The organism is Lacibacter sp. (genome assembly GCF_057361365.1).
Map to the genome: position 1 here is coordinate 157071 of NZ_JBMQSG010000022.1, position 22820 is coordinate 179890.

Sequence of the window (22820 nt, forward strand, 5' to 3'; positions counted from 1 at the left end):
TAAGACAGATTTTAAATGTACTATGTTATGGGTGGAAAAAACGGGTTAGCTGCCGAAACTATATGTTAAGATAGTTCATGAGGTGATCGTAGTTAAGGCGCAACTCTTCTTCCGAAAGGTTTTCACCAAAATACTGGATCACATTGTATTCATAACGTTCAAACGACGAAAGTATATCCTGTATGTCGTTCTTGTTTACTTTAATAGCAACCATCAACTCACCGGTCGACATATCCGTCCACGTGTTGAGGTGAATGATCTTTGCATTATTGGATTCAACAATCCGGCCAATTTCAGAAATGTAAAAACTGTTCGGCTGCATTTGAATAATGATAATGCCGCCCGGCACCGCTGCTGCGTTGTAGTGTGATGCTGCCTGTAACAGATCTTCTCTTGTTATAACACCCATCAACTCGCCATCTTCTTTTACAACAGGCAAAAGACTTAGCTTTTGCTGATGCATAATTTTTAATGGAACAAGAAAAAAATCGGCTGGATTAATATTTATGGGGGTGCCGTTATGAAGAAATGACTCAATTACAGCGGTTTCATTTTCATCTTCAATTTCGTCTTCATACACAAGCCCTATATACTTTTGATCATTGACAACTGGGAGTTCAGTTGTTCTGTTTTCCCTCATCCAATCCAAAGCCTGCCGAACCGTATCTGTGGTTTGAAGTGTGGGAATGTGATTTGATATAAGTTCGGCTGCTGTCATTTTCATATTCTTTCTACGTTAGACGGGTACCGGGGTATTTAACTTGGTAAGGAACCCGTTTAATATTTCGTTAAACTCATCGGGCCGTTCCATCATTGGAGCATGGCCACATTTATCAATAAAATGCAATTCTGAATTTGGAATGAGTTTGTTGAATTCTTTGCCTACAAATGGCGGCGTAATAGTGTCATTATTTCCCCAGATCAAAAGTGTAGGTGTTTTGATTTCCTTCAACTCATCACCAAGGTTATTACGAATAGCACTTTTCGCCAGTGCAATTACTTTAATTACTTTCAGCCGTTGATTCACGATGTCATATACCTCGTCAACCAATTCTTTTGTTGCCATCGCCGGATCGTAAAATGTTACTTCCGTTTTTTTACGGATGTATTCGTAATCTCCACGCTTTGGATAAGTGTCGCCCATCCCATTTTCAAACAAGCCTGAGCTCCCTGTAAGAATAAGCGATTTAATTCGCTCCGGATGTTTCAATACATGCACCAATGCCACATGTCCGCCTAAAGAATTACCGAGAAGGTGAATGTTAGCATACCCTTTAAATTCAATAAATTTTTGAACGTACTTTTCTAATCCACCAACTGTTGTGTGCAGCAAATCAAGCTCAAACAAAGGCAACATAGGAACAACCACTTTATTTCGCTTGCTGAAATAATCGAGCAAATCTTTAAAGTTACTCAATGCACCAAATAATCCATGCAGCAGCATGAGGGGTTCGCCTTCACCTGCTTCAATATATTTAAACTTTCCTTCCTGTATAATTTCGTAGTTCATTCCTGGCAGCAAATAACAGTTGTTAATTGCTAAAATAGTTGATTTGTGTGAAAAATTGTAATTCAGTTGCAGATTGCCGTTATTGCGGCTTCATATGTGTGCCAAGCTTTTCAAAGAAGTCTTCTAACTGTGAAAACATATTGCTGAAAACAGGCAGTACATTGCCAATTGCATCCATCACTTTTGGGCCTAACGGTTGAATAAAAGCATATGTTCTTGAAGCTGCTATTGTTTCTGCTGTAAACAATTTCATTTGTGATGCATAAAAAAACAGCACACTAAGTATTAACAGGTAAAGCACTGCATATCCTAACACGCCACCCAATTTATTGGCCCAGCCCATCCATGCAAGATCAACTGCTTTTTCAATGAGCTTGGCTACCGCTCTTATAGCAAATACAACCAGGAAAAAAACACCTGCAAATGCTATAAACGGCAACCATTGTGTATTGATATTAGTTGACTCTGCCAACCATGCTGCAACCACCGTACTTAGCTTAAGTGCGGCTACCAAACCAATGATAAATGCAAGAATTGAAAATACAGCAACAATTAATCCGCTGCGCAAGCCTTTTATTATTGCAAGAGCCATAGCGATCACTACAATAACATCAATGATCATTCTATTTGCTTAAGAGTTCTTTTACCACAGCACTGATTGTTTTGCCATCGGCCTGGCCAGCTAATTGCTTACTGGCAACACCCATTACTTTCCCCATTTCAGCAGGTGATGAAGCGCCTGTTTGGGTGATGATTGCGGCAATGATAGTTTTCAATTCTTCTGTGTCCATTTGTTTGGGCAGAAACTTTTCAATGATGGCAATTTCTTCTTCTTCTTTTTGTGCAAGATCTGCCCTGTTTTGCTGACGAAAAATATCGAGTGAGTCTTTTCTTTGCTTTACAAGTTTCTGTAACAATTTTATTTCATCATCAGCTGTGATTTCACTACCGCTTCCCGATGTTTTTGCTAAAAGTATCGCTGCTTTAATAGCTCTAAGTCCACGTAGTCCTGCTTCGTCTTTTGCTTTCATGGCATCTTTCATTTGTGCCATAATGTTTTGTTCCAGGCTCATAGTTATTACTGATTTTGTTTAAGCTGTTCTTTTTTGAATTTCTGCATAAAGTCTTTTGCAAATTCCTTCATTTCTGAACTTAGCTCGGGCTGATTGGTTGCCCGGTTAAAGGTATCGGCCATTGTCATTAACAATTGGTAGTAGAAATCCGCCATTTCATCTACCATCATATCTTTCGTCCAAAGATCAATACGCAAGGCCGATTTGTCAGCGCCATCCCAAAATGCAACCATCATTGCCTTTGCAACCTGTTCCATATCTGCATTGCTGTCGCTCGCCTTCCATTTAATTTGTTCGGGCACTTTCTGATCATCTAAATAAACGTCGATGGATATATTACTTTTATGCATACTCAATTTTGTGTGGCAAAGGTAAGTTATTCAACAGAGGCAGCCAGCTCAATGCAGGTCCACATTTTTTTTGCAGATTCATCCCAGCTGAATAGTTGAAGTCGTTTCTTTCCATTTTCAATAAGCCTGCTTCGAAGAGTTTCATCTTTATAAATCAACATCATCTTCTCAGCAATATCATCTGTGTTTTGTGGATCGATATACAGATAGGCATCTCCGCCCACCTCTGGCATAGCACTGTTTTTCGAAACAATAGCTGGCACCCCACAACATAACGCTTCCAGTGGAGGAACGCCGAACCCTTCAAAAAAAGATGGGTACACTAGTGCGTACGCTGAGGCAACCACTCTGGCCAACTCTTCCCTTTCCATATAACCCGTATGGATTACATCATTCCGGAATTTAAAGGTTGATAGTAACTTTGTAAACTCATCAGTTTTCCACGCCAGTCTTCCTGCAAATATCAATTTCATATTGCTATGTTGCCTCTTTTTAAACTTTGAAAAAGCTTTCAATAAGTTGACAGGATTTTTGCGTGGATGAATGGAACCCGTGTAAATAAAATATTCACAACCAGCGCTGTACTTATTTTTTACGGCATCTTTCTCATCATAATCTAAGGGCTTGAAAACAGCATTTGGAGCATTAGGTGTGACATGAATTTTTGAAGGCTCTATATTGTAGTTCGCTACGATATCCAGTTTCGAATATTCAGAAACCGTAGCAATTACCTTGGCTTTTTGTAAAAACTTCCCCGTATTTTTTTGATAATAGCGAAGATGTGAATCCGAAATAAATTCAGGATGATGAAGAAAGGCAAGATCATGAACCACTAGACATTGCGGCACCTTTGTGCGAAGCGAACAAAATCCATCAGCACTAACAAAAACATTCGCTTTTATTTTTCGGAGAAAAGCAGGCACCGTCCAGTTATACCAAACACTCCATGCCAGGGGAAAACGTGCCTGAGGTTTAATGATAACGGGATGAATATTAGGCGCATAGACAACTCTTTCATCAAAGGGCCGGTCGAACAGAAAATAAAATTGATGCTCAGGACGATCGACAGCCAACCGTGAGAATATTTCTTCAATGTAATATCCATAACCTTCCATTTTACCCGGAAGCAACGCTTTTGTATTAATTGCAATCACCATAGAGAGTTGCAAAGGTAGGTGTGAAACCATGAGATTGAAATTGGACAATATTGTTCTACAAATCAGGAAATTATGCAATTAAAAACGTTGATTTCCCAAGCAATTATTCAAAAGAAGTACGATTGCATTGTATCGTTCAGCATTTTAATTTTACAGCCAATCCTAATCATAAAAGCCACAAAAAATAAAAGCTAAACAGGTTGAAAATGCAGAAATTACGGTCACGGTTTTAAGCAGTTTCACTTAATATTTGAAATAACTTTTGAATCAAAAAAAATAATCCGTGCATGGCAAAAGTTTGGAACAGTAATTGCTATTTATTATATGTTCTTTCAAATCGAAATAATATTATAAACTTATGTACGTTAATAGTTTATAGTTTACAAATAATTCTTTCGCAACAGGGAAGAGTCAGGATACATTGATGGTTTTACAATGTGGATTTTGGGTAAACGACCCCGCTTTCCAGCGGGGTCTATTTTTAAAATACAGATTAACACCTATTGCCTGATTTAATTCTACCTTCTACATTTGTTTCGTAATCCAGTATTCCAATATCCTAAAAACGTATTCTATGAAAAAGCTAGTCTTTGTACTCGCATTTTGTACACTATCTATTTTTTCTTTCTCTCAAGAACAGCAATTTCAATCGGGTCGTGAAAAGCATGATGGCAAACCATCGATGTTCAGCAATGTGTCTTCACGCTTTGCTCCTTCACAAACATTCATCAACGATGTAATGAACGCACGCTTGAATGAAACAATTGATCTGGTTATAACAAATGGTTTTCGTTTCAAAGGCGAAGTAACTGCCATCACAAGCGATGCCCCGGGTCTTACAACCGTTACTGTTGAATCAAAAGATCGTTCTGGTCTTATTCTCTCCATTTCAAGAACCACTTTACCTGACCGTAGTGTCGTTTATCGTGGTATTATGCTAAGCCAAAAACATAGCGATATGTTGATGATGGAGAAAGATGCTGTTACTGGTTCTTACAACTGGAACAGAAAGCAGGTTTCACATATGATAGCCGACTAACACTAAAATATTTACTTGTTCCAGCAGGTATATTTATTTCTTTTTAAAATCCAATACTATGACTCGTACTCTACTCTTAAGCCTTGTTGCTGTATTTGCAACAACAGCTTTCAAAGCATCAGCTCAGGTGCCTAAACTGAGCAGCAATCCAACTGCAAGCGCAACTATTTTTCTCGACTTCGACGGACAAACAGTAAGCACCCCTTACTGGAACGGTGGCAGAACTTTCTATTGCACACCATCAGGTTTGACTGAAACACAAATAGCAACTGCTTTTTACCAGGTTGCGGAAGATTTCAATCCGTTTAACCTGAACATCACAACAGATTCAACAGTTTATTTTGATGCACCTATCAATCAACGCCAACGCATTATTGTTACTGCTTACAGTAGCTGGTACGGTAGTGCAGGTGGTGTAGCTTATTTAAACACATTTCGTTGGGGAATGGAAATTCCCGGATTTGTATTTGCAAATCTCTTAGGTTATAACGAAAAAAATATTGGCGAAGCTTCTTCACATGAAAGCGGTCATACCTTAGGTTTAAATCATCAAACCTTGTATGATGCAAGCTGCAATTTTGTTTACGAATATAATCCTGGCACTGGTGCTAATGGAAGTGCAACAAGCTGGGCGCCAATCATGGGCAACAGCTATGGTAAAACACTAACGCTGTGGCATAAAGGAACAAGCACACAAGGTTGTACAAAACTACAAGACGATTTATCAATTCTTGCCGGAACTGAAAACGGTTTTGGATATAAAGAAGATCTTGTTGGTAATACAACACGCACTGCAACAGCATTGCCAATGTCAACAACATTATCGGCGAACAGCCAACCAACAACTGGTTTTAACGTAAGTAGCGAGATAAACACATCTTCTGATGTTGACATCTTCCGCATCGATATTACTTCAGATACTCGTTTGCAACTTTCTGCAACACCCTCTGCAAGTGGTTCAACCAAACCAAATGTAGATATGCAAATGGCTATACTCGATTCAAGAGGTAATACCATTAATACTTACAATCCGCCATCTTCGCTTAACGTTTCAATTGACAGTTTTGTAACTGCAGGAACTTACTACCTGCGTTTAACAAATGCTGCGAACACAAACGTATCGAATTATGGTATGTTGGGCGACTATTCTGTTGCTGGTGCTGCTCTTCCCTCAACGCTCCCTGTACAAAGCATGAAGTTGAATGGTAAAGCAAACAACAGTAACCATGAATTAAACTGGAACATTGTTGCAGATGAACCAATTGAATCAATTTCAATTGAAACATCAACAAACGGTATGAGCTTTAGCAGCATGCGAAATGTAAATAGCAGCAGCACAAGTTTCGGTTACCAACCTTCAGAAAAGAAAACAATCTACTATCGCTTATTGGTGACAACATCTTCACAATTGAAATACTATTCTAATGTAGTTGCGCTGCGTGAAGTTGGGGGCAAATCAAAAGTTGACGTAGTTACAAATATTATCAGCAAGAATGAAATTGGCCTTAACAGCAACGGTTCTTACAATTGGCGTATTATTGACATGAGTGGTCGTGCATTGGCAAATGGCCGCACAACAACGGGCTTTAATCAATTACAAGCCGGAACACTCAACAGTGGTATGTATCTGTTACAGATCATCGATGGCGGTGAAATCATAACAGAAAAAATAGTAAAACAATAAGTTTTTCGATAGTCATAGTTTACCACTGGAACCAGCTGCCCCCTAAAAAGGGCAGCTTTTGTTATCAACCCTTTGCTTACATTTGCTATTATCAAGTTTATGGAATATAACACTACAAGAAATCATTTAACCATTCGTGAGTACGGAAGACATATCCAGAAAATGGTTGATTATATCATCACAATTGAAGACAGGCAGAAGCGCCAGGAACAAGCGCATGTGGCAATTGAATTGATGGGCTTTTTAAATCCTCACCTTAAGAACGTAGAAGATTTTCGTCATAAATTATGGGATCATCTGTTCCTCATTTCCGATTTTAAATTGGATGTTGACAGCCCCTATCCAATTCCCACAAGAGAATCATTGAAAGCAAAGCCGGAGCGTTTACCTTATCCGAAACGTTACCCCCGCTATAATCACCTAGGTAAGAATATTGAAGTGATCATCGACAAAGCACTGAAAGAAGAGAACCCTGAAAAGAAACAAGGTTTTGCTAATGCGGTTGCTTATTATATGAAACTTTCATACAACAACTGGCACAAAGAAAATATTCATGACGATGCAATACAGGCAGAGTTGAGTGCCATTACCAAAGGTGAATTGGAATTTAATAACCGACCTTTTGTTCGTCAATATCGCCCAAGCGATGACTTCAGGGAAAACCGTGGCGGAGGCGGAGGTGGAAAATTCAAAAAGCATTTCCAGCAACGCAGCGGTGGTGGAGGAGGAAGAGATAACAGAGGTGGCGGTGGGGGCCGTGACAATCGTGGAGGCAATGGCGGAGGCGGAAAGTTTAAAAAGAGATATTGATCGTTGTTTCACTAAACTATTTAAAGGTTAATAAGAAATGTTCTTGTTAACCTTTTTTATTTCCCTGTACTTTGTAGTATTCAAGCCTTACCAGCAATACACTTAAACATTTAACTACAGGTCATGCATTCTTTTGAAGTAAGAGGTGGTAAAAAACTCAAAGGGGAAATTATTCCCCAAGGTGCCAAAAATGAAGCTTTACAGATCATCAGTGCAGTTTTGCTTACCCCCGAAAAAGTAACGATAAACAACATCCCCGATATTGTAGATGTAAATCTTCTCATTGAATTACTGGTTGATATGAATGTAAAGGTTGACCGGCCACAACGTGACACCTGCGTTTTCCAGGCCGACGATGTTGATATTGACTACCTGCACAGCGAAACTTTTAAAAAGAAAAGCGGTAAACTTCGGGGAAGTGTAATGCTTGCCGGACCAATGTTGGCCCGTTTTCAAAAAGCATTTATTCCAAAACCCGGCGGCGATAAAATTGGAAGAAGAAGATTGGATACGCATGTTGTTGGATTCGAAAAATTAGGTGCTGCATTTAACTATCACTCTGAAGATGGGTTCTTTCATCTCACAACAAAAAAATTGCAGGGCGTAAATATGTTGCTGGATGAACCATCGGTAACGGGTACTGCAAACATTGTGATGGCGGCAAGTATGGCAAGTGGCACAACAACAATTTATAATGCAGCCTGCGAACCGTATATACAACAACTCTGTGCTATGCTTAATCGTATGGGTGCCAAAATCAGCGGCGTTGGAAGCAACTTGCTGACAATTGAAGGCGTTGATTACTTAGGCGGAACTGATCATCGCATTTTACCTGATATGATTGAAGTTGGTTCTTTCATCGGCCTAGCTGCCATGACGCAAAGCGATATTATTATTAAAGGTGCAGGTATTGCACAACTCGGCATTATTCCTGAAAAATTCCGACAACTGGGTATCGACTTACAAATTGAGGGCGATGATATTCATATTCCTGAACAAGAGTTATACGAGATACAACGTTACTTCGATGGTGGTGTATTAACTATTTATGATCATCCATGGCCTGGCTTTACTCCCGACTTGTTGAGCATTGTGCTTGTGACTGCAATCCAGGCAAAAGGAAGTGTATTGATACACCAGAAAATGTTTGAAAGTCGTTTGTTCTTTGTCGATAAACTTATTGATATGGGTGCACAAATTATCCTGTGTGATCCACATCGTGCAGTAGTGATTGGTTTGGAACGTGAACAAAAGCTAAGAGGTATTACTATGAGCAGCCCTGATATACGTGCAGGGCAAGCATTGCTTATTGCTGCTTTAAGTGCCGAAGGAAAAAGTGTAATTCAAAATATTGAACAGATCGACCGAGGTTACCAATACATTGATGAGCGCTTGCGTAAACTTGGTGCAGATATAAAACGTATCGAAGGTTAAACGAAAACAACACTGCAATAAAAAATCCCCCGGTATTATCGGGGGATTTTATTTTATGTCTTATGCCATCTGCGCACTCATGGCTTTTGATTGTTTCTTTCTTTCTTCTTCATCCAAAATCACTTTACGCATACGAATATAATTTGGTGTTACTTCAATACACTCATCAAACTGAATGTATTCCATACACTCTTCCAGCGTAAGTAATGTTTTTGGAGCAATGCGTGTTGCATCATCACTACCACTTGCACGGTGGTTGGTTAATTTCTTCCCTTCGGTTGCATTTACTACAAGATCACCTGGTTTAATATGTTCAGCAATGATCTGCCCTGCATAAACATCCTCCCCTGGGTCAACAAAGAAAGTACCACGATCCTGCAATTTATCAATTGAGTAACCGGTTGTTTTATCCTGGAATTTAGAAAGCAACACACCATTGTTACGGCCAGGGATAGCACCTTTCCATGGTTTGTATTCACTGAAACGGTGTGCCATTACTGCTTCACCGGTTGTTGCAGTGAGCATTTGTGTACGCAAACCAATTAAACCACGTGAAGGAATATCAAATTCCAAATGCTGCATTTCACCTTTTGTTTCCATTACCAGCATTTCTCCCTTGCGACGTGTAACAAGATCGATCACTTTACTTGCAAACTCTTGTGGCACATCCACAACCAATGTTTCGTATGGTTCAGATTTTTTACCGTTGATCTCTTTCACAATTACTTGTGGTTGACCCACAGTTAATTCATACCCTTCACGACGCATGGTCTCAATTAAAATACCGAGATGTAGAATACCACGACCATATACAACTAGGCTATCACCATCTTCGCTATCCGAAACACGAAGTGCAAGATTTTTTTCTGTTTCTTTCATTAACCTGTCACGCAAGTGACGGCTTGTAACAAACTTACCATCCTTACCAAAGAAAGGTGAGTTGTTTACACTGAACAACATGTTCATTGTAGGTTCATCAACACTGATAACTGGTAATGCTTCAGGGTTTTCAGCATCAGCTAAAGTATCACCAATATTAAAATCCTCAACACCCACCACAGCACAAAGATCACCGGCAATTACTTCTGATACTTTCTTCTTGCCCATTCCTTCGAACACATACAATTCTTTTACTTTCAGTTTACGAACTGTACCATCGGCTTGCATTAAAGCAACCTGTTGGTTTTCTTTAATTGAACCACGACTTACTTTACCTATGGCAATACGACCAAGGAAAGAAGAATAATCCAATGAGGTGATTTGCATTTGCAATGGACCTTCAGCAACTTTCGGTGCAGGTACATATTTAATAATGCCATCTAACAATGGATTGATATTATCGATCTCCGTTAAGCTATCGTTGAACCAACCGTTTTTACCACTACCATAATAAGTAGGGAAATCAAGTTGTTCTTCTGTAGCATCGAGATTGAAGAAAAGATCGAATACTGAATCATGTACTTCATCAGGACGACAGTTTGGTTTATCAACTTTGTTGATCACCACTATCGGTTTCAGGTTCAACTGAAGTGCTTTTTGCAATACGAAACGTGTTTGCGGCATAGGACCTTCGAATGCATCCACTAACAGAATTACACCATCAGCCATTTTTAATACACGCTCCACTTCACCGCCAAAATCGGCGTGGCCCGGAGTATCGATCACGTTAATTTTTACATCGTTGTAGGTTACAGCGGCGTTCTTGGAGAAAATAGTGATACCACGCTCTCTTTCAAGATCGTTGCTGTCCATGATCAGCTCACCGGTATCCTGGTTATCACGAAATACCTTGGTTGCATGCAATATTTTATCCACAAGGGTGGTCTTTCCATGGTCAACGTGTGCAATGATTGCTATGTTACGAATGTTCATATTCAATGAGTTAGGCAGGGAGATTGGTGATTACTGCCAATTTTAAGGCGGCAAAGGTATGGCATTTAAGCGGGGTGGCAAGGGAAAAAACGGTTAATGTTTGATTACGTTTCGGCCGATAGTCAACTCATCTGAAACGCAAGCTACATCAGCTTTTGCACAGCCTATGCACATTTGCACCCTGTAACAATTTGATAAATAAAGCTTGGCATTCTTTTTACATGAATTAATGTAATTCACCTAAAATCGAAGTTTATGCAAAAGCAAGTTTTGGCTCTCACAAGAAACCTACTTAGTAACGGAGTGTTTAACCATCTTTCCGATTCAGCTTTAGCCCGCATGCAATGGTTGCTTCTTACACGAAACAACAATAACGCTGATATACAATTAATGCAATATTGGTACAGCGGCAATTATTACACAGCAGGTGTGCCGCAGGATTTATTGTATACCTGCAACCTTTTGTTGATGCAAGCTGGCAAGCCGATGATTGATGTATTTATGAACGAAGAATCAGAAGCCTGATTTGAACTTCTGTTCTTGATTTGTTATTCTCCAATGGAGCTGCAATTTCTTTCTCCACAGCACCCTATCTCCCATTTGCTTCATGTAAATTGCAGGCTTATTTCTTCGTATGATCGATTATTTAAAAGGACTTAACGAACGACAAAAAGAGGCAGTAACATCCATCGATGGGGCCTTGATGATTGTGGCGGGAGCTGGTAGTGGTAAAACAAAAGTGTTGACGACACGTATTGCTCACTTAATGGCTTTAGGTGTGGATGCATTCAATATCCTGGCGCTCACCTTTACCAACAAAGCAGCCAAGGAAATGAAAGAACGTGTGGAGCATATTCTTGGCAACCACGAAGCAAGAAATTTATACATCGGTACTTTTCATAGTGTGTTTGCAAGAATATTAAGAAGTGAAGCCACAAAGATTGGTTATCCTTCAAACTTTACTATCTACGATACAGATGATGCTAAGAGTGTGATCAAAACAGTGATCAATGAAATGAATCTCGATGATAAGCACTATAAACCATCAACTGTTTACAACCGCATATCTTCGGCAAAGAATGCATTAGTAAATGCAGACGAATATAAAAACGACTGGCATATTCAACAGGAAGATATGCGTGCAAACCGTCCGGCTATTGCACAGATTTATGATAGCTATGCAAAACGTTGTTTCAAGAACGGTGCAATGGACTTTGATGACCTGTTGATCAAATTTTACGAACTATTGAAAACTGTTCCTGAAAGTTTAAGCAAATATCAGCGCCGGTTTAAGTTTATCATGATCGATGAGTACCAGGATACCAACCCTGCCCAATACGAGATCATAAAATTACTCGGTGCCATGCATGAAAATGTTTGCGTGGTAGGCGATGATGCACAAAGCATTTATAGTTTTCGTGGAGCAACCATAGAAAACATTTTACAGTTTCAGAAAGATTACGACAATGTAAAAGTGGTAAAGCTTGAACAGAACTACAGAAGCACAAAAAACATTCTGAACGTTGCAAATGAAGTTATTGCCAACAATAAAGGACAGATCGAGAAAACGTTGTTTACTGATAATGGTGATGGAGAAAAGATTCGTTTGGTAAGAACCATGACGGATAACGATGAAGGCAAGTTTGTAGCCGATACCATACAGGAACAGAAGCTTCGCAATCATTATCGTAATAAAGACTTCGCTATTCTTTACCGCACCAATGCGCAAAGTCGTGCATTTGAAGAAAGTCTTCGCCGCATGAATATTCCTTATATTATTTATGGCGGTATCAGCTTCTATCAACGTAAAGAAATCAAAGATTTTATTGCTTACCTGCGCTTGATTGTTAATCCGAAAGATGAAGAAGCATTAAAGCGTGTGATCAATTATCCTGCACGTGGGATTGGTAAAACAACGGTTGATAAATGTGTACTGTATGCCAACGAACAAAACATCAGTATGTGGGAAGTGCTTACACGTGCACAGCAGTTTGGCTTTAGAGCAGGCACACTGGAAGCCATCGACAATTTTGTGATTATGATCCGCAGCTTTGCCAGTATGCTGCAAAAAAATAATGCTTACGATGTAGCCGTGCATGTGGGTAAGCAAACCAATATTGTAAAAGAATTATTTAACGATAAGAGTACAGAAGGTTTACAGCGTTACGAAAACACGCAGGAGTTGCTCAACTCAATAAAAGAATGGGTTGATGACACAGCTAACCGTCAGCAAATAGATGACGATGGTGTTGTGATTGAAGAAGCTGATCCATTTGCTGAAGTGGAAAAGCCACAACAGGAATTATCATTCGATTCTGCACCTGCGCAAACAGAGGAACAAAAAAAAGTTGGCGCTGTTAAGCTGGGCGCCTATTTGCAACAGATCACGTTGTTAACTGATGCAGATGATAAAGATCCTGATGCGGATAATGTAAAATTGATGACGATTCATGCTGCGAAAGGTTTGGAATTCGAATGTGTATTTGCTGCAGGTTTAGAAGAACAACTTTTTCCAAGTGCACTATCCATCAACACAAGAGAAGAACTGGAAGAAGAACGTCGGTTGTTTTATGTGGTGATCACAAGAGCAAAGAAAAAATTGTGGATCTCTTACGCCAACACACGTTATAAGTTTGGTCAAATTGTACAAAATGAACCCAGTCGTTTCTTAGATGAATTACCAGAGCTGTTTGTTGACAAAAGTTTTGCAGGAGGTGGCTTAAGAAATCAAGGCTCATCTTTTGGAGGTGGCTCTGCATTCGATCGGTTGAAAGGTGGCTTTGGAAATAAAAACAACGATTATAATGATTTGGCAAATGCTGAGAAACGTTATGGTGCTCCACCAAAAACAGCGGCATCAAAACCAAGTTATGCAACAACGCCGGCACGACCTCAAACAATCGAACATAAACCTACCAATGATTTTGTTGCGAGCGACACCAGCAATTTGCAGGAAGGTCAACGGGTCGAACATCAGAAATTTGGCTTTGGTGAAGTAGTGAAAATGGAAGGCAGTGCACATAATCCAATTGCTACAGTGAAGTTTGAACTGAATGGTGAGAAGAAGATCATGCTCAACTATGCCAAACTGCGGATAGTGAGCTAAGAGCTTAAAATACTTTAAAGCATATTAATAAGAAAGCCTCCGCATGCGGAGGCTTTACATTTACTATTGAGGCCGACCAATTAAAACAATCCATCAACGCTGAAATAGCGTTCACCTGTATCGTAGTTAAAAATCAACACACGACTTCCTTTTGGAATTTCAGGCAATTTTTTAGCAAGAGCCGCCATTGTTGCACCACTTGAAATTCCCTGGAAAATGGCTTCTTCTTTTGCTGCACGTTGTGTGTAAGTAAAAGCCTCGTCTTTGCTCACTTGTATCACACCATCCAAAACACTTGTATCAAGATTGTTTGGAATAAAGCCCGCACCAATTCCCTGGATAGGATGTGGTGAAGGTTCACCACCACTGATCACTGGAGAAAGTTCAGGTTCAACTGCAAACACTTTCAGGTTTGGAAATTTCTTTTTCAATTCACGACCAACACCCGTAATATGTCCGCCGGTACCAACGCCGGTAATTAAAAAATCTAACCCTTCAGGAAAATCTTTGATAATTTCCTGTGCAGTTGTTCTTGCATGCACATCAATGTTTGCAGGATTGTCGAACTGCTGCGGCATCCAGCTGTTGGGCGTTGATTCAATTAATTCAGTTGCTCTTGCAATGGCACCTTTCATGCCTTTTTCACGAGGCGTTAATTCAAATTCAGCACCATACACACTCATGAGTTTTCTGCGTTCGATACTCATACTCTCCGGCATAACCAGGATGATTTTATATCCTTTAACAGCAGCAACAATCGCTAAGCCAATGCCGGTGTTTCCACTTGTTGGTTCAATGATCACACTACCTTCTTTCAAAATACCTTTTGCCTCAGCATCTTCAATCATGCTTAATGCAATACGGTCTTTAATGCTTCCTCCGGGATTTGCACGTTCAAGTTTGCTCCATACTTCCACATCGGGAGAATACAAACGATTAATACGTACGTGTGGTGTATTACCTATCGTTTCTAAAATGTTGTTTGCTTTCATTGTCGCTTATATTTTTTATATGATGAAATTGAGAGGTTCAGTAAAATCTTTTTTATCGGCCACTACTATCTGGTTCTTTGTGTACACAACACTGTGCGGTATTACACTTTCTGTAACCCATGTATTGCCTCCAACAATACTGTCGTGCCCAATAACTGTTTTGCCACCAAGTATGGTGCTGTTTGCATACAGCACTACATTGTCTTCAATAGTAGGATGACGTTTTGTTTGCGCATCTTCTTTACGCACTGCCAATGCGCCCAATGTTACACCCTGGTAAATTTTTACATTCTTTCCAATCACGGACGTTTCGCCAATAACAACACCGGTTCCATGATCAATAAAGAAAGGGCAGCCGATCTCTGCACCGGCATTAATATCTATACCTGTTTTGCTGTGCGCCAGTTCACTCATCATACGTGGAAGAATCGGAACATTAAGTTTGTATAACGGATGAGTAAGTCGGTAGATTTTAATAGCATAAAAGCCGGGGTAAGATAAAATTACTTCTTCAACCGAATAGGCCGCAGGATCAAACTCAAGTATAAGTTCAGCATCCTTTATCAGTTCGGCTTTAATGTTAGAGAGCTTATCAAGATATGCGTTTGTAATTCCGGTTACATCTAATTCGTAACGTTTTGAAAGCGGAGTGAGTATTTCAACCAGTTGTGTTCTGAGCGCTATGTTGGCACTGCATTGTTGTTCTATGTACGCTTCTTCATCTCCCACCATTGGGAAAATGCAGTTGATTAAATCTTCCGTAAACGAAGCCACCGTATTCCTCGAAGGGAAATTGCTGCTAAGCAGGTAGCCGGGAAAAGCACTCATGATAAAAAATTTAAACGTCTTGTTCTCTGGCAAGCAAACGAACGATCACTCACATTCTCAAAAGGCAATCATGCGAAAGTAAAGCTTCTTTTGTTTAGTCTACTAACTCGGTTGATTTTTAGCATTTCCGAAACCTTGCTCTCCTTCAGAAATGACAAGGAACAAACAAATTACTTAAAAACTGTTTGAGTTAATAGTTCGATATACCTTATAGCGATTTTTGGGCTGCAACTGCGTTGAATTTTTCGTCTTAGGCGTTTAGACTGGCTGCAAAATTCGCCTTGTTTCGCTCCAAAAATCATCCATAATCTATTCAAACAACTAACTCAAACAGTTTTTATTGCAGGGCTTTTTTCAAGGCTTCTACCGTTTTTTTATCGTTGCCGATAAAAATCTTATCATTCAGAATTGTTACCGGGCGTTTCAGAAATGTATCTTCCTCAAGGATATAATTTTTATAATCTTCTTCCGTGAGTTGTTTATCCTTCAGGCCAAGCTCTTTGTATTTAAGCGCCCGCCGGCTGAATAAGGCCTCATAGCTACAAGCCAGTTTTTTCATTTCTTCCAACTGTTTTGCGGTAATCTTTTCTTCACGTATGTTTTGAAAAGTAAGACCGGCTTTATCGGCACCTGTCTCTTTAATAATTGCCTGGCAGGTAGTGCAATGAGCAAGGTGATACATTTTCTTCTTCATAAAAATTCAAATTTGCATGTAACTTAAATGAAAATCCTGCTACATATACATTTACGCAAACCAATTGGTTGAATGACCACCAACGCTGAACAGAATTTTCTACAACTGGTGCAAGAGCACCAGGGCATCATTCGGAAAGTATGCCATCTCTATGGCCGCAACGATGCGGACAGGGATGACCTGTACCAGGAAATTGTTATTCAACTATGGAAAGCGTTTGGCAGCTTTCGTGGCGATTCCAAGATCAGTACATGGATGTACAGGATCGCTTTAAACACAGCCATCAGCAACCTGCGAAAACAATCACGTAAAGTAATACTCAGTTTCCCGGAGTTTATTCCCAAGGACGAAGCAGATACAAACGAAGAACGGATTAAAGAAGACAACCTCATGCAAATGTATGCAGCCATCACCCGATTGTCGGAAGTGGAAAAAGCGATTGTGATGCTTTACCTCGAAGACAAGAGTTATGAAGAAATGGAAGATATCCTTGGCATCAGTAATGGAACACTGCGGGTAAAAATGAATCGTATCAAAGATAAATTACGTACACTCACAAAAGCCGAAGCGTATGGAGCTTGATCAGTTAAAAGAAATGTGGAGCGATTTGGGAGAAAGCAAACCTTCAACTTCAAAACAGGAGTTGCAGAGCATTATGCAAAAAAGGTCAAAGAGCCCTATTGCAAAAATGAAACGCAACCTCTTCATTGAAATGATCTTTATTGTTGTGTTGTACTCCGTTAGTATTATTTATTATTTCATGCAATTTAAAGGAGCAATGCTGAGTGTTGCATGGCTCATGTTGTTTACTGCAGTTCTTTTTATGATCTATTACTTTAGTAAGCGGAAATTATTGCAGCAAATGGAATGTGTTACCGGTGAAGTAAAATCCAATCTTCTGCACCAGGTAAAAACATTGGAAAAATACATCAGGCTTTACCTTGTTACCGGCACGCTAATGTTTCCTTTTGTAATGATCACAGCAGGTATTATCATTTTCCTCTTCGATCCTAAAATGCAAACCAATTCAGCTCATCTTTCTTTCTGGCCATTTTTTCTTTTGCTTATTACTTTTTCTTTCCTTGCTACAATACCTATGTATTTTCTCAACAAGTGGTATATACGTAAGTTGTATGGGCAACATGCAGATAAACTAAAACAGATCGTAAACGAAATGAATGAGGAAGAAGATTAAATTTACAACTATGAAAAAAAACCTCGGCTTCCTTCTTGCGACTTTCTTTTGTGTTTCGTTGAGCTATAGTCAAACAAATATTAAGAGCAGTTTACTATGGGAAATTACCGGTAAGGATTTAAAACAACCTTCTTATTTATTTGGCACCATACATATTATTTGCAAGGAGGATTTCTTTTTCCCTGCAACTGTAAGCGAAAAGTTTACAAACGCAGACAAAGTTTTTCTTGAAATGGATATGGATGATCCCATGATGATTTTAAAGATGATGCAACTGCTACAATTACCAAAGGGACAAACCATAAAACAATTATTTGGCGATAGTGCATTCAAAGAGTTTGATCAAAAGTATAAAGCGATCACAGGTAGTTCGGCTATGATGTTCAACACCTTTAAACCGTTTATGCTCATGAGCATGCTTACCGAAAAATCGTTGAGTTGTTCTGCAAAAGAATCATACGAGCAAACCTTTATTGCGATGGCTGCCAAACAGAAAAAAGATATTAAAGGACTGGAAACTATCGAAGACCAGGTGGCAGTATTTGATTCTATTCCTGATAGCACAGAGGTTAGCAACCTGAAAAATATGGTGTTGAATTTCGAGAAGAGTAAAGATGAGTTCAATAAACTTGTTGCTGTTTATAAAACTCAGGACGTGGATTCAATGTACCGTGTCACCAACCAGGCACCCGAATTAATGCATGCTGAAGATGAATTGCTGGTTAAGCGAAACAGTAAGTGGATTCCTGTTATGAAAAACAATATGCAGCAGGCAGCTTGCTTTTTTGCAGTTGGCGCAGCACATTTGGGTGGCGATATTGGTGTAATTTCTTTGCTGCGTAAACAAGGATATACTGTGAAGCCTGTAAAGTTGTAATTTTTTTCGCAACACATGCGCTTCTTATCTTCGTGCCATGCATCACTATGCTATTTTTCTTTCTAACACTTTTAATAAGCAGGCATTCATTCAGCAATTGCTCGACAAAAAGGCGAATGGTTTATTTGCTTCATTCAACAATTACGATGCTGTTCTTTTCTCTGCTTATACCATTCAGCAGTTTTTATTAGAAGAAGAAATACATGGATATAGTGGTATAGAGTCAACCCGACAACAAACTCTGCGTTCCATGTCTAGTGGTGAACAAAAGAAAGTATTGTTGCAACACCTTCTATCTTTAAAACCAGGCGTGCTGATCCTTGATAATGTCTTTGATAATTTAGACATAGCAGCCCAAGCATGGTTCAAACAAGATCTGCAGCTGGCTTCAGCTGATACAACACTCATTCAGTTTACTCATCGCCGGCGTGATCTGTTATCCTTCATTCAAAACAAATTAACGATTACAACGGCAGGTGAGTTTATACCTCTTCAACAAGATATTGGTGAAGACACTAATACTGATGTATTACCTGTCCCTTCAGCATTACATCATTATAAACTTCCAACAAATGAGTTAGTACGTTTTACTGATGTGCATGTTAGTTATGATGGCCGGCAAGTGTTGCAACAAATCAACTGGACCATTAGCGCTGGTGAATTCTGGCAATTGAAAGGACCCAACGGTTCAGGCAAAACAACTTTGCTTACCATGATCACTGGAGACAACGTAAAAGGTTATGGTCAGCAGTTATACATTTTCGGTAGAAAAAAGGGAAGTGGCGAAAGTGTTTGGGATATTAAAGACAAGATCGGTTATCTCACTCCTGCAATGACTGATCTTTTTACTACAAGACACAGTTTATTGCAAATGATCGTCTCAGGTTTTGTTGATTCCATTGGTCTTTACACAATTCCCACTGATATGCAAATCCGGTCTGCATATGAGTGGTTGCAATTATTACAATTGCAACATAAAGCGCATCTTCCTTTTCCAAAGCTTACACAAGGTGAACAGCGTTTGGCGCTTGTTGCAAGAGCAATGGTAAAACATCCGCCTTTACTTATCCTTGATGAACCGCTGATGGGATTAGATGATACGAATACTGAAAAAATTATTCAGCTCATTAACAAATTGGCCGCCGAAACAAATACGGCTGTATTGTATGTTTCACATCAAATAGAAAAAAATCTGCAGGCGCAAAAAGTATTTGAACTACTAAAAACTGAGAACGGATCGATTGGTCAAGTTCTGTAAATAGTATTGATCCCTGAATTTTAGTCGCACATATTCATCGCTTTTGCCCACCATTGGTGGGGATTAAAAGGGAGGCGCTTTACTTACCAATCTTTTGATAAACTTCTTCTTCTTTTTCATAAAAGAAGGAATGCTGCATGTTTTTTTGAATGAATGCTTTTAACTCTGCAGAGCTGTTGAATTGTTCATCTATGTTTTCGGTAACAGCACTAAGTGTAATACTTGAACCGTTTGCAGCCACTACCATTTTATATAAATAATAAGCCCCGTCTGAACTTTGTTCGCCAACCTCCGAAATATTTAGAAAGGTAAGAGCTCCTACTTCAGACAAAAAGGCTTCAAATTCTTCCGGCTTATCGTCAGCTCCCGGGTTCTTTTTTGTTTTACTGACGCTTACGATAAAATCTGTTTTTCGTTTGATTGTCATCACATCATCTGCCGAACCCTTTGGTTCCCACTTACCAAGCAGTTCAGCAGGAAATTTTACGCTCGGTTCACTAATGGGCACTTCTGTTTCATAAGGACATCCCATTAGCATAAAACTAAATGCTGCAACGCCAAGAAACTGGATAAACTTTTTCATTCCTGTTGTTTTTAACGTGAACTGATAACGAAAGTAGAGTTATTCATTTTCATGCCCAACAACATTATCAACTCAGCCAACCGAGAAAGGCCTTCCGTTTCGCATTACTGCTAACGAAAGGCCGGTACTTACAAACAAACCCGAAGTTTACGAAGCAGCTGCTCCGCTTTGAATTTCTTTTATTTTCGCCCGAATTTTTGCTTCAATCTCTGCTGACATTTCAGGATTATCGATCAACAGATTTTTTACTGCGTCTCTTCCCTGTCCCAGTTTATCTCCATTGTAGCTATACCAGCTACCGCTTTTCTGAATAATGGCAAGATCAACACCCATGTCGATGATTTCACCGGTTTTGCTTACGCCTTCACCAAAAATGATATCAAACTCAGCAGCTTTAAACGGAGGAGCAACTTTATTTTTTACCACTTTCACTTTTACACGGTTACCAATTGCCTCATCGCCATCTTTAATCTGGCTCATACGACGAATATCCAAACGAACCGATGCATAGAACTTTAACGCATTACCACCAGTGGTAGTTTCAGGGTTGCCGAACATCACACCAATTTTTTCCCGCAACTGGTTAATGAAAATGCAAATGGTATTTGTTTTAGAAATGGTTGCTGTGAGTTTACGTAAAGCCTGGCTCATTAAACGGGCCTGTAAACCCATTTTGCTATCGCCCATTTCACCTTCCAGTTCACCTTTTGGTACAAGTGCAGCAACTGAATCGATCACCACAACATCCAGTGCACCTGAAAGAATTAAACGATCGGCAATTTCCAATGCCTGCTCGCCATAATCGGGTTGAGAAATTAATAGATTATCTACATCAACACCCAGTTTCTGAGCATATACACTATCGAATGCGTGTTCAGCATCAATAATGGCGCAAATACCACCTTTCTTCTGTGCCTCAGCAATAATATGAGTAGCAATGGTTGTTTTACCAGAGCTTTCCGGACCATAAATTTCAATCACCCTTCCTTTAGGAATGCCGCCAATACCCAATGCGGTGTCTAGTCCTATCGAACCGGTTGATATTGCTTCAATCTCATGTACGCCTTTCTCATTCATCATCATCACGCTGCCTTTTCCAAAATCTTTATCAATCTTGTCGATGGTGAGCTTTAACGCCTTGAGCTTCTCGTTATTCACATTGACGCTCTCTTTACTCATTTTTTCCTTTTTTGGTTTCTCCAAAATTAAAGCCTCTTCCATAACGGGTTTGTTTTGTTTGTTAACACTAATTTGTTTAGCAAACGTAAAACTAATTATTTTAGAAGCCAAATATTTTAGCAAAAAGATTTTAAGTTGCTAAATTTTAAAGGAGCTGATGCTGTTGGAAAAAACTCCACAGCAGATCATTGGCGTTAATGGATGTGGATGGAATATCAGAATTTGGTCCGCCTGGTAAACCACCCGGCCAACCGTGACCGCCATCGTTCGTTAAGTAATAATCGATGTTTCGTTATTTGTACAATTGCGCCATCGTTTTTGTGTATAGTTCGAATTGCTTGTAACGACTTCGCCGTTTGTTGTACAATTATTCTTTAGCGACCAAACATTCATCACCGAATCGAGCGGCGGGCAATACACTCCGCTTATTCCATTTCCATAACCTCCTGTGTACACAACATGCTGATCAAGTTTTGAATGCATATGTAATACCGGCACCGCTCTGGAAGGATTGCAGGCTTGTGTTACAACCATAGTAGAACCGTTAGGCGCAATGGCGGCAATTTTATTCGACAACTCGCAAGCCAGTCTGTAACTCATCATGCCGCCGTTTGAATGCCCGGTTGCATATACTTTCTTTGGATTGATCTTATATGAACCAATTAATTTATCAATGAGCTGGCTGATGAACTTAACATCATTGATATTATTGGTTACGGCGGATCCACAACAAGTGCCTGCATTCCATGTATTGATAACACCTGTTCCTTCGGGATAAACAACAACAAAGCCCGATGCATTTGCTTTCTCTGTCAGTTTTGAAGTGGTTTCAAACTGGCTGGCACTTCCTCCACCACCATGCATGGCAATCACCAGGGATAACCCCGAACTTTCGTAATAACCAGGCGGCAGATTCAACACATAACTTCGGGATATGCCATCCACAATCATTGTTTCACTAAATCGAAAAGTTTTTGCGGAAGATTTGTTTTTCCGGCAGGAAAACGAAAAGGTTGAAAAAATCAAAAACAGAACAAACAAAAATTTGGGCTTCATATAGAATTGGTTGGCTTTGTTTTTCAGAAGGGTAGACTAATTTAAGATGAAACGGTTTAAACAACGGATTATTTTCATTTTTGCTTCCCGTCGTGGATTTTTAACAGCCGAAGTTTGGTGCCA

At 39.6% G+C, this 22820-nt stretch carries 23 protein-coding genes; 10 read left to right on the plus strand and 13 right to left on the minus strand.

Annotated elements, in window-relative coordinates:
- Positions 1-58: 58 nt before the first annotated feature.
- From ACO1QW_RS18945 to ACO1QW_RS18970, 6 genes are all read right to left on the minus strand, one after another.
- On the minus strand, positions 59-718 hold the full coding sequence (locus ACO1QW_RS18945; protein WP_486260950.1) for a CBS domain-containing protein: 660 nt from the start codon (positions 716-718) through the stop codon (positions 59-61).
- An 18-nt stretch (positions 719-736) separates the two neighbouring features.
- Entirely contained in the window at positions 737-1510 is a 774-nt protein-coding gene (locus ACO1QW_RS18950) for an alpha/beta fold hydrolase (protein ID WP_486260951.1), read from the minus strand.
- Positions 1511-1589: 79 nt separating this feature from the next.
- Positions 1590-2132 carry a CvpA family protein gene (locus ACO1QW_RS18955; protein ID WP_486260952.1) on the minus strand — a complete coding sequence of 181 codons (543 nt, stop codon included), beginning with the start codon at positions 2130-2132 and terminating at the stop codon, positions 1590-1592.
- Position 2133: 1 nt separating this feature from the next.
- Positions 2134-2583 (minus strand): GatB/YqeY domain-containing protein, encoded by a 450-nt coding sequence (locus ACO1QW_RS18960; protein ID WP_486260953.1) that lies wholly within the window; start codon positions 2581-2583, stop codon positions 2134-2136.
- Positions 2584-2588: 5 nt separating this feature from the next.
- On the minus strand, positions 2589-2933 hold the full coding sequence (gene gldC / locus ACO1QW_RS18965) for a gliding motility protein GldC (RefSeq protein ID WP_486260954.1): 345 nt from the start codon (positions 2931-2933) through the stop codon (positions 2589-2591).
- 26 nt (positions 2934-2959) lie between these two features.
- Positions 2960-4120, minus strand: coding sequence for a glycosyltransferase family 4 protein (locus ACO1QW_RS18970; protein WP_486260955.1), 1161 nt, complete (start codon positions 4118-4120; stop codon positions 2960-2962).
- A 544-nt stretch (positions 4121-4664) separates the two neighbouring features.
- On the opposite strand from ACO1QW_RS18970, the gene ACO1QW_RS18975 reads away from it, so the two are divergent.
- The 4 genes from ACO1QW_RS18975 to murA all read left to right on the plus strand — a co-directional run bounded on the left by ACO1QW_RS18975 (position 4665) and on the right by murA (position 9057).
- Entirely contained in the window at positions 4665-5129 is a 465-nt protein-coding gene (locus ACO1QW_RS18975) for a hypothetical protein (protein ID WP_486260956.1), read from the plus strand.
- Positions 5130-5187: 58 nt separating this feature from the next.
- Positions 5188-6813, plus strand: a complete 1626-nt coding sequence (locus ACO1QW_RS18980; protein ID WP_486260957.1) for a T9SS type A sorting domain-containing protein — start codon at positions 5188-5190, stop codon at positions 6811-6813.
- A 99-nt stretch (positions 6814-6912) separates the two neighbouring features.
- Complete coding sequence (locus tag ACO1QW_RS18985) at positions 6913-7623, plus strand: DUF4290 domain-containing protein (protein ID WP_486260958.1); 711 nt, start codon at positions 6913-6915, stop codon at positions 7621-7623.
- A gap of 123 nt (positions 7624-7746) precedes the next feature.
- Complete coding sequence (gene murA, locus ACO1QW_RS18990; protein ID WP_486260959.1) at positions 7747-9057, plus strand: UDP-N-acetylglucosamine 1-carboxyvinyltransferase; 1311 nt, start codon at positions 7747-7749, stop codon at positions 9055-9057.
- A gap of 60 nt (positions 9058-9117) precedes the next feature.
- On the opposite strand, the gene typA is transcribed toward murA, so the two are convergent.
- Positions 9118-10929 (minus strand): translational GTPase TypA, encoded by a 1812-nt coding sequence (gene typA, locus ACO1QW_RS18995; RefSeq protein WP_486260960.1) that lies wholly within the window; start codon positions 10927-10929, stop codon positions 9118-9120.
- 255 nt (positions 10930-11184) lie between these two features.
- On the opposite strand from typA, the gene ACO1QW_RS19000 reads away from it, so the two are divergent.
- Together ACO1QW_RS19000 and ACO1QW_RS19005 are read left to right on the plus strand one after the other, a co-directional pair.
- Positions 11185-11454, plus strand: a complete 270-nt coding sequence (locus tag ACO1QW_RS19000) for a hypothetical protein (protein WP_486260961.1) — start codon at positions 11185-11187, stop codon at positions 11452-11454.
- Between the two features lie 109 nt (positions 11455-11563).
- Positions 11564-14035 carry an ATP-dependent helicase gene (locus ACO1QW_RS19005; protein ID WP_486260962.1) on the plus strand — a complete coding sequence of 824 codons (2472 nt, stop codon included), beginning with the start codon at positions 11564-11566 and terminating at the stop codon, positions 14033-14035.
- 80 nt (positions 14036-14115) lie between these two features.
- Here the strand turns inward: ACO1QW_RS19005 and cysK are convergent, their stop codons facing one another.
- From cysK to ACO1QW_RS19020, 3 genes are all read right to left on the minus strand, one after another.
- Positions 14116-15027, minus strand: a complete 912-nt coding sequence (gene cysK / locus ACO1QW_RS19010; protein ID WP_486260963.1) for a cysteine synthase A — start codon at positions 15025-15027, stop codon at positions 14116-14118.
- 15 nt (positions 15028-15042) lie between these two features.
- Complete coding sequence (locus ACO1QW_RS19015; RefSeq protein WP_486260964.1) at positions 15043-15855, minus strand: serine O-acetyltransferase; 813 nt, start codon at positions 15853-15855, stop codon at positions 15043-15045.
- A 337-nt stretch (positions 15856-16192) separates the two neighbouring features.
- The gene (locus ACO1QW_RS19020; RefSeq protein WP_486260965.1) at positions 16193-16549 is read right to left on the minus strand and encodes an arsenate reductase family protein; all 357 of its coding nucleotides are present in this window, start codon (positions 16547-16549) and stop codon (positions 16193-16195) included.
- Positions 16550-16621: 72 nt separating this feature from the next.
- Here ACO1QW_RS19020 and ACO1QW_RS19025 point away from each other — a divergent pair, with 72 nt between their 5' ends.
- The 4 genes from ACO1QW_RS19025 to ACO1QW_RS19040 are packed head-to-tail and all read left to right on the plus strand — an operon-like array spanning position 16622 to position 19879.
- Positions 16622-17131, plus strand: a complete 510-nt coding sequence (locus ACO1QW_RS19025; protein WP_486260966.1) for an RNA polymerase sigma factor — start codon at positions 16622-16624, stop codon at positions 17129-17131.
- Complete coding sequence (locus ACO1QW_RS19030) at positions 17121-17744, plus strand: hypothetical protein (protein WP_486260967.1); 624 nt, start codon at positions 17121-17123, stop codon at positions 17742-17744. The genes ACO1QW_RS19025 and ACO1QW_RS19030 overlap by 11 nt, the downstream gene beginning before the upstream one ends.
- A gap of 10 nt (positions 17745-17754) precedes the next feature.
- Positions 17755-18621 carry a TraB/GumN family protein gene (locus ACO1QW_RS19035; protein WP_486260968.1) on the plus strand — a complete coding sequence of 289 codons (867 nt, stop codon included), beginning with the start codon at positions 17755-17757 and terminating at the stop codon, positions 18619-18621.
- Positions 18622-18658: 37 nt separating this feature from the next.
- Entirely contained in the window at positions 18659-19879 is a 1221-nt protein-coding gene (locus ACO1QW_RS19040) for an ATP-binding cassette domain-containing protein (RefSeq protein WP_486260969.1), read from the plus strand.
- Positions 19880-19958: 79 nt separating this feature from the next.
- On the opposite strand, the gene ACO1QW_RS19045 is transcribed toward ACO1QW_RS19040, so the two are convergent.
- From ACO1QW_RS19045 to ACO1QW_RS19055, 3 genes are all read right to left on the minus strand, one after another.
- A complete protein-coding gene (locus tag ACO1QW_RS19045) occupies positions 19959-20462 on the minus strand; it encodes a hypothetical protein (RefSeq protein WP_486260970.1) in 504 nt (167 codons plus the stop codon).
- A gap of 147 nt (positions 20463-20609) precedes the next feature.
- Positions 20610-21641, minus strand: coding sequence for a recombinase RecA (gene recA / locus ACO1QW_RS19050; RefSeq protein ID WP_486260971.1), 1032 nt, complete (start codon positions 21639-21641; stop codon positions 20610-20612).
- A 270-nt stretch (positions 21642-21911) separates the two neighbouring features.
- Positions 21912-22586 carry a CE1 family esterase gene (locus tag ACO1QW_RS19055; protein WP_486260972.1) on the minus strand — a complete coding sequence of 225 codons (675 nt, stop codon included), beginning with the start codon at positions 22584-22586 and terminating at the stop codon, positions 21912-21914.
- Positions 22587-22820: the final 234 nt, after the last annotated feature.

Bases quoted from the DNA above. Each gene is read 5' to 3' on its own strand.
- cysK (WP_486260963.1), bottom strand. From the start codon at position 15,027: ATGAAAGCAAACAACATTTTAGAAACGATAGGTAATACACCACACGTA.
- ACO1QW_RS19020 (WP_486260965.1), bottom strand. From the start codon at position 16,549: ATGAAGAAGAAAATGTATCACCTTGCTCATTGCACTACCTGCCAGGCA.
- murA (WP_486260959.1), top strand. From the start codon at position 7,747: ATGCATTCTTTTGAAGTAAGAGGTGGTAAAAAACTCAAAGGGGAAATT.
- ACO1QW_RS19030 (WP_486260967.1), top strand. From the start codon at position 17,121: ATGGAGCTTGATCAGTTAAAAGAAATGTGGAGCGATTTGGGAGAAAGC.
- ACO1QW_RS18970 (WP_486260955.1), bottom strand. From the start codon at position 4,120: ATGGTTTCACACCTACCTTTGCAACTCTCTATGGTGATTGCAATTAAT.
- ACO1QW_RS18980 (WP_486260957.1), top strand. From the start codon at position 5,188: ATGACTCGTACTCTACTCTTAAGCCTTGTTGCTGTATTTGCAACAACA.
- ACO1QW_RS19035 (WP_486260968.1), top strand. From the start codon at position 17,755: ATGAAAAAAAACCTCGGCTTCCTTCTTGCGACTTTCTTTTGTGTTTCG.
- ACO1QW_RS19005 (WP_486260962.1), top strand. From the start codon at position 11,564: ATGATCGATTATTTAAAAGGACTTAACGAACGACAAAAAGAGGCAGTA.
- ACO1QW_RS18975 (WP_486260956.1), top strand. From the start codon at position 4,665: ATGAAAAAGCTAGTCTTTGTACTCGCATTTTGTACACTATCTATTTTT.
- ACO1QW_RS19045 (WP_486260970.1), bottom strand. From the start codon at position 20,462: ATGAAAAAGTTTATCCAGTTTCTTGGCGTTGCAGCATTTAGTTTTATG.
- ACO1QW_RS18955 (WP_486260952.1), bottom strand. From the start codon at position 2,132: ATGATCATTGATGTTATTGTAGTGATCGCTATGGCTCTTGCAATAATA.
- gldC (WP_486260954.1), bottom strand. From the start codon at position 2,933: ATGCATAAAAGTAATATATCCATCGACGTTTATTTAGATGATCAGAAA.
- ACO1QW_RS19015 (WP_486260964.1), bottom strand. From the start codon at position 15,855: ATGAGTGCTTTTCCCGGCTACCTGCTTAGCAGCAATTTCCCTTCGAGG.
- ACO1QW_RS19040 (WP_486260969.1), top strand. From the start codon at position 18,659: ATGCATCACTATGCTATTTTTCTTTCTAACACTTTTAATAAGCAGGCA.
- ACO1QW_RS18960 (WP_486260953.1), bottom strand. From the start codon at position 2,583: ATGAGCCTGGAACAAAACATTATGGCACAAATGAAAGATGCCATGAAA.
- typA (WP_486260960.1), bottom strand. From the start codon at position 10,929: ATGAACATTCGTAACATAGCAATCATTGCACACGTTGACCATGGAAAG.
- ACO1QW_RS18950 (WP_486260951.1), bottom strand. From the start codon at position 1,510: ATGAACTACGAAATTATACAGGAAGGAAAGTTTAAATATATTGAAGCA.
- recA (WP_486260971.1), bottom strand. From the start codon at position 21,641: ATGAGTAAAGAGAGCGTCAATGTGAATAACGAGAAGCTCAAGGCGTTA.
- ACO1QW_RS18945 (WP_486260950.1), bottom strand. From the start codon at position 718: ATGACAGCAGCCGAACTTATATCAAATCACATTCCCACACTTCAAACC.
- ACO1QW_RS19025 (WP_486260966.1), top strand. From the start codon at position 16,622: ATGACCACCAACGCTGAACAGAATTTTCTACAACTGGTGCAAGAGCAC.
- ACO1QW_RS19000 (WP_486260961.1), top strand. From the start codon at position 11,185: ATGCAAAAGCAAGTTTTGGCTCTCACAAGAAACCTACTTAGTAACGGA.
- ACO1QW_RS18985 (WP_486260958.1), top strand. From the start codon at position 6,913: ATGGAATATAACACTACAAGAAATCATTTAACCATTCGTGAGTACGGA.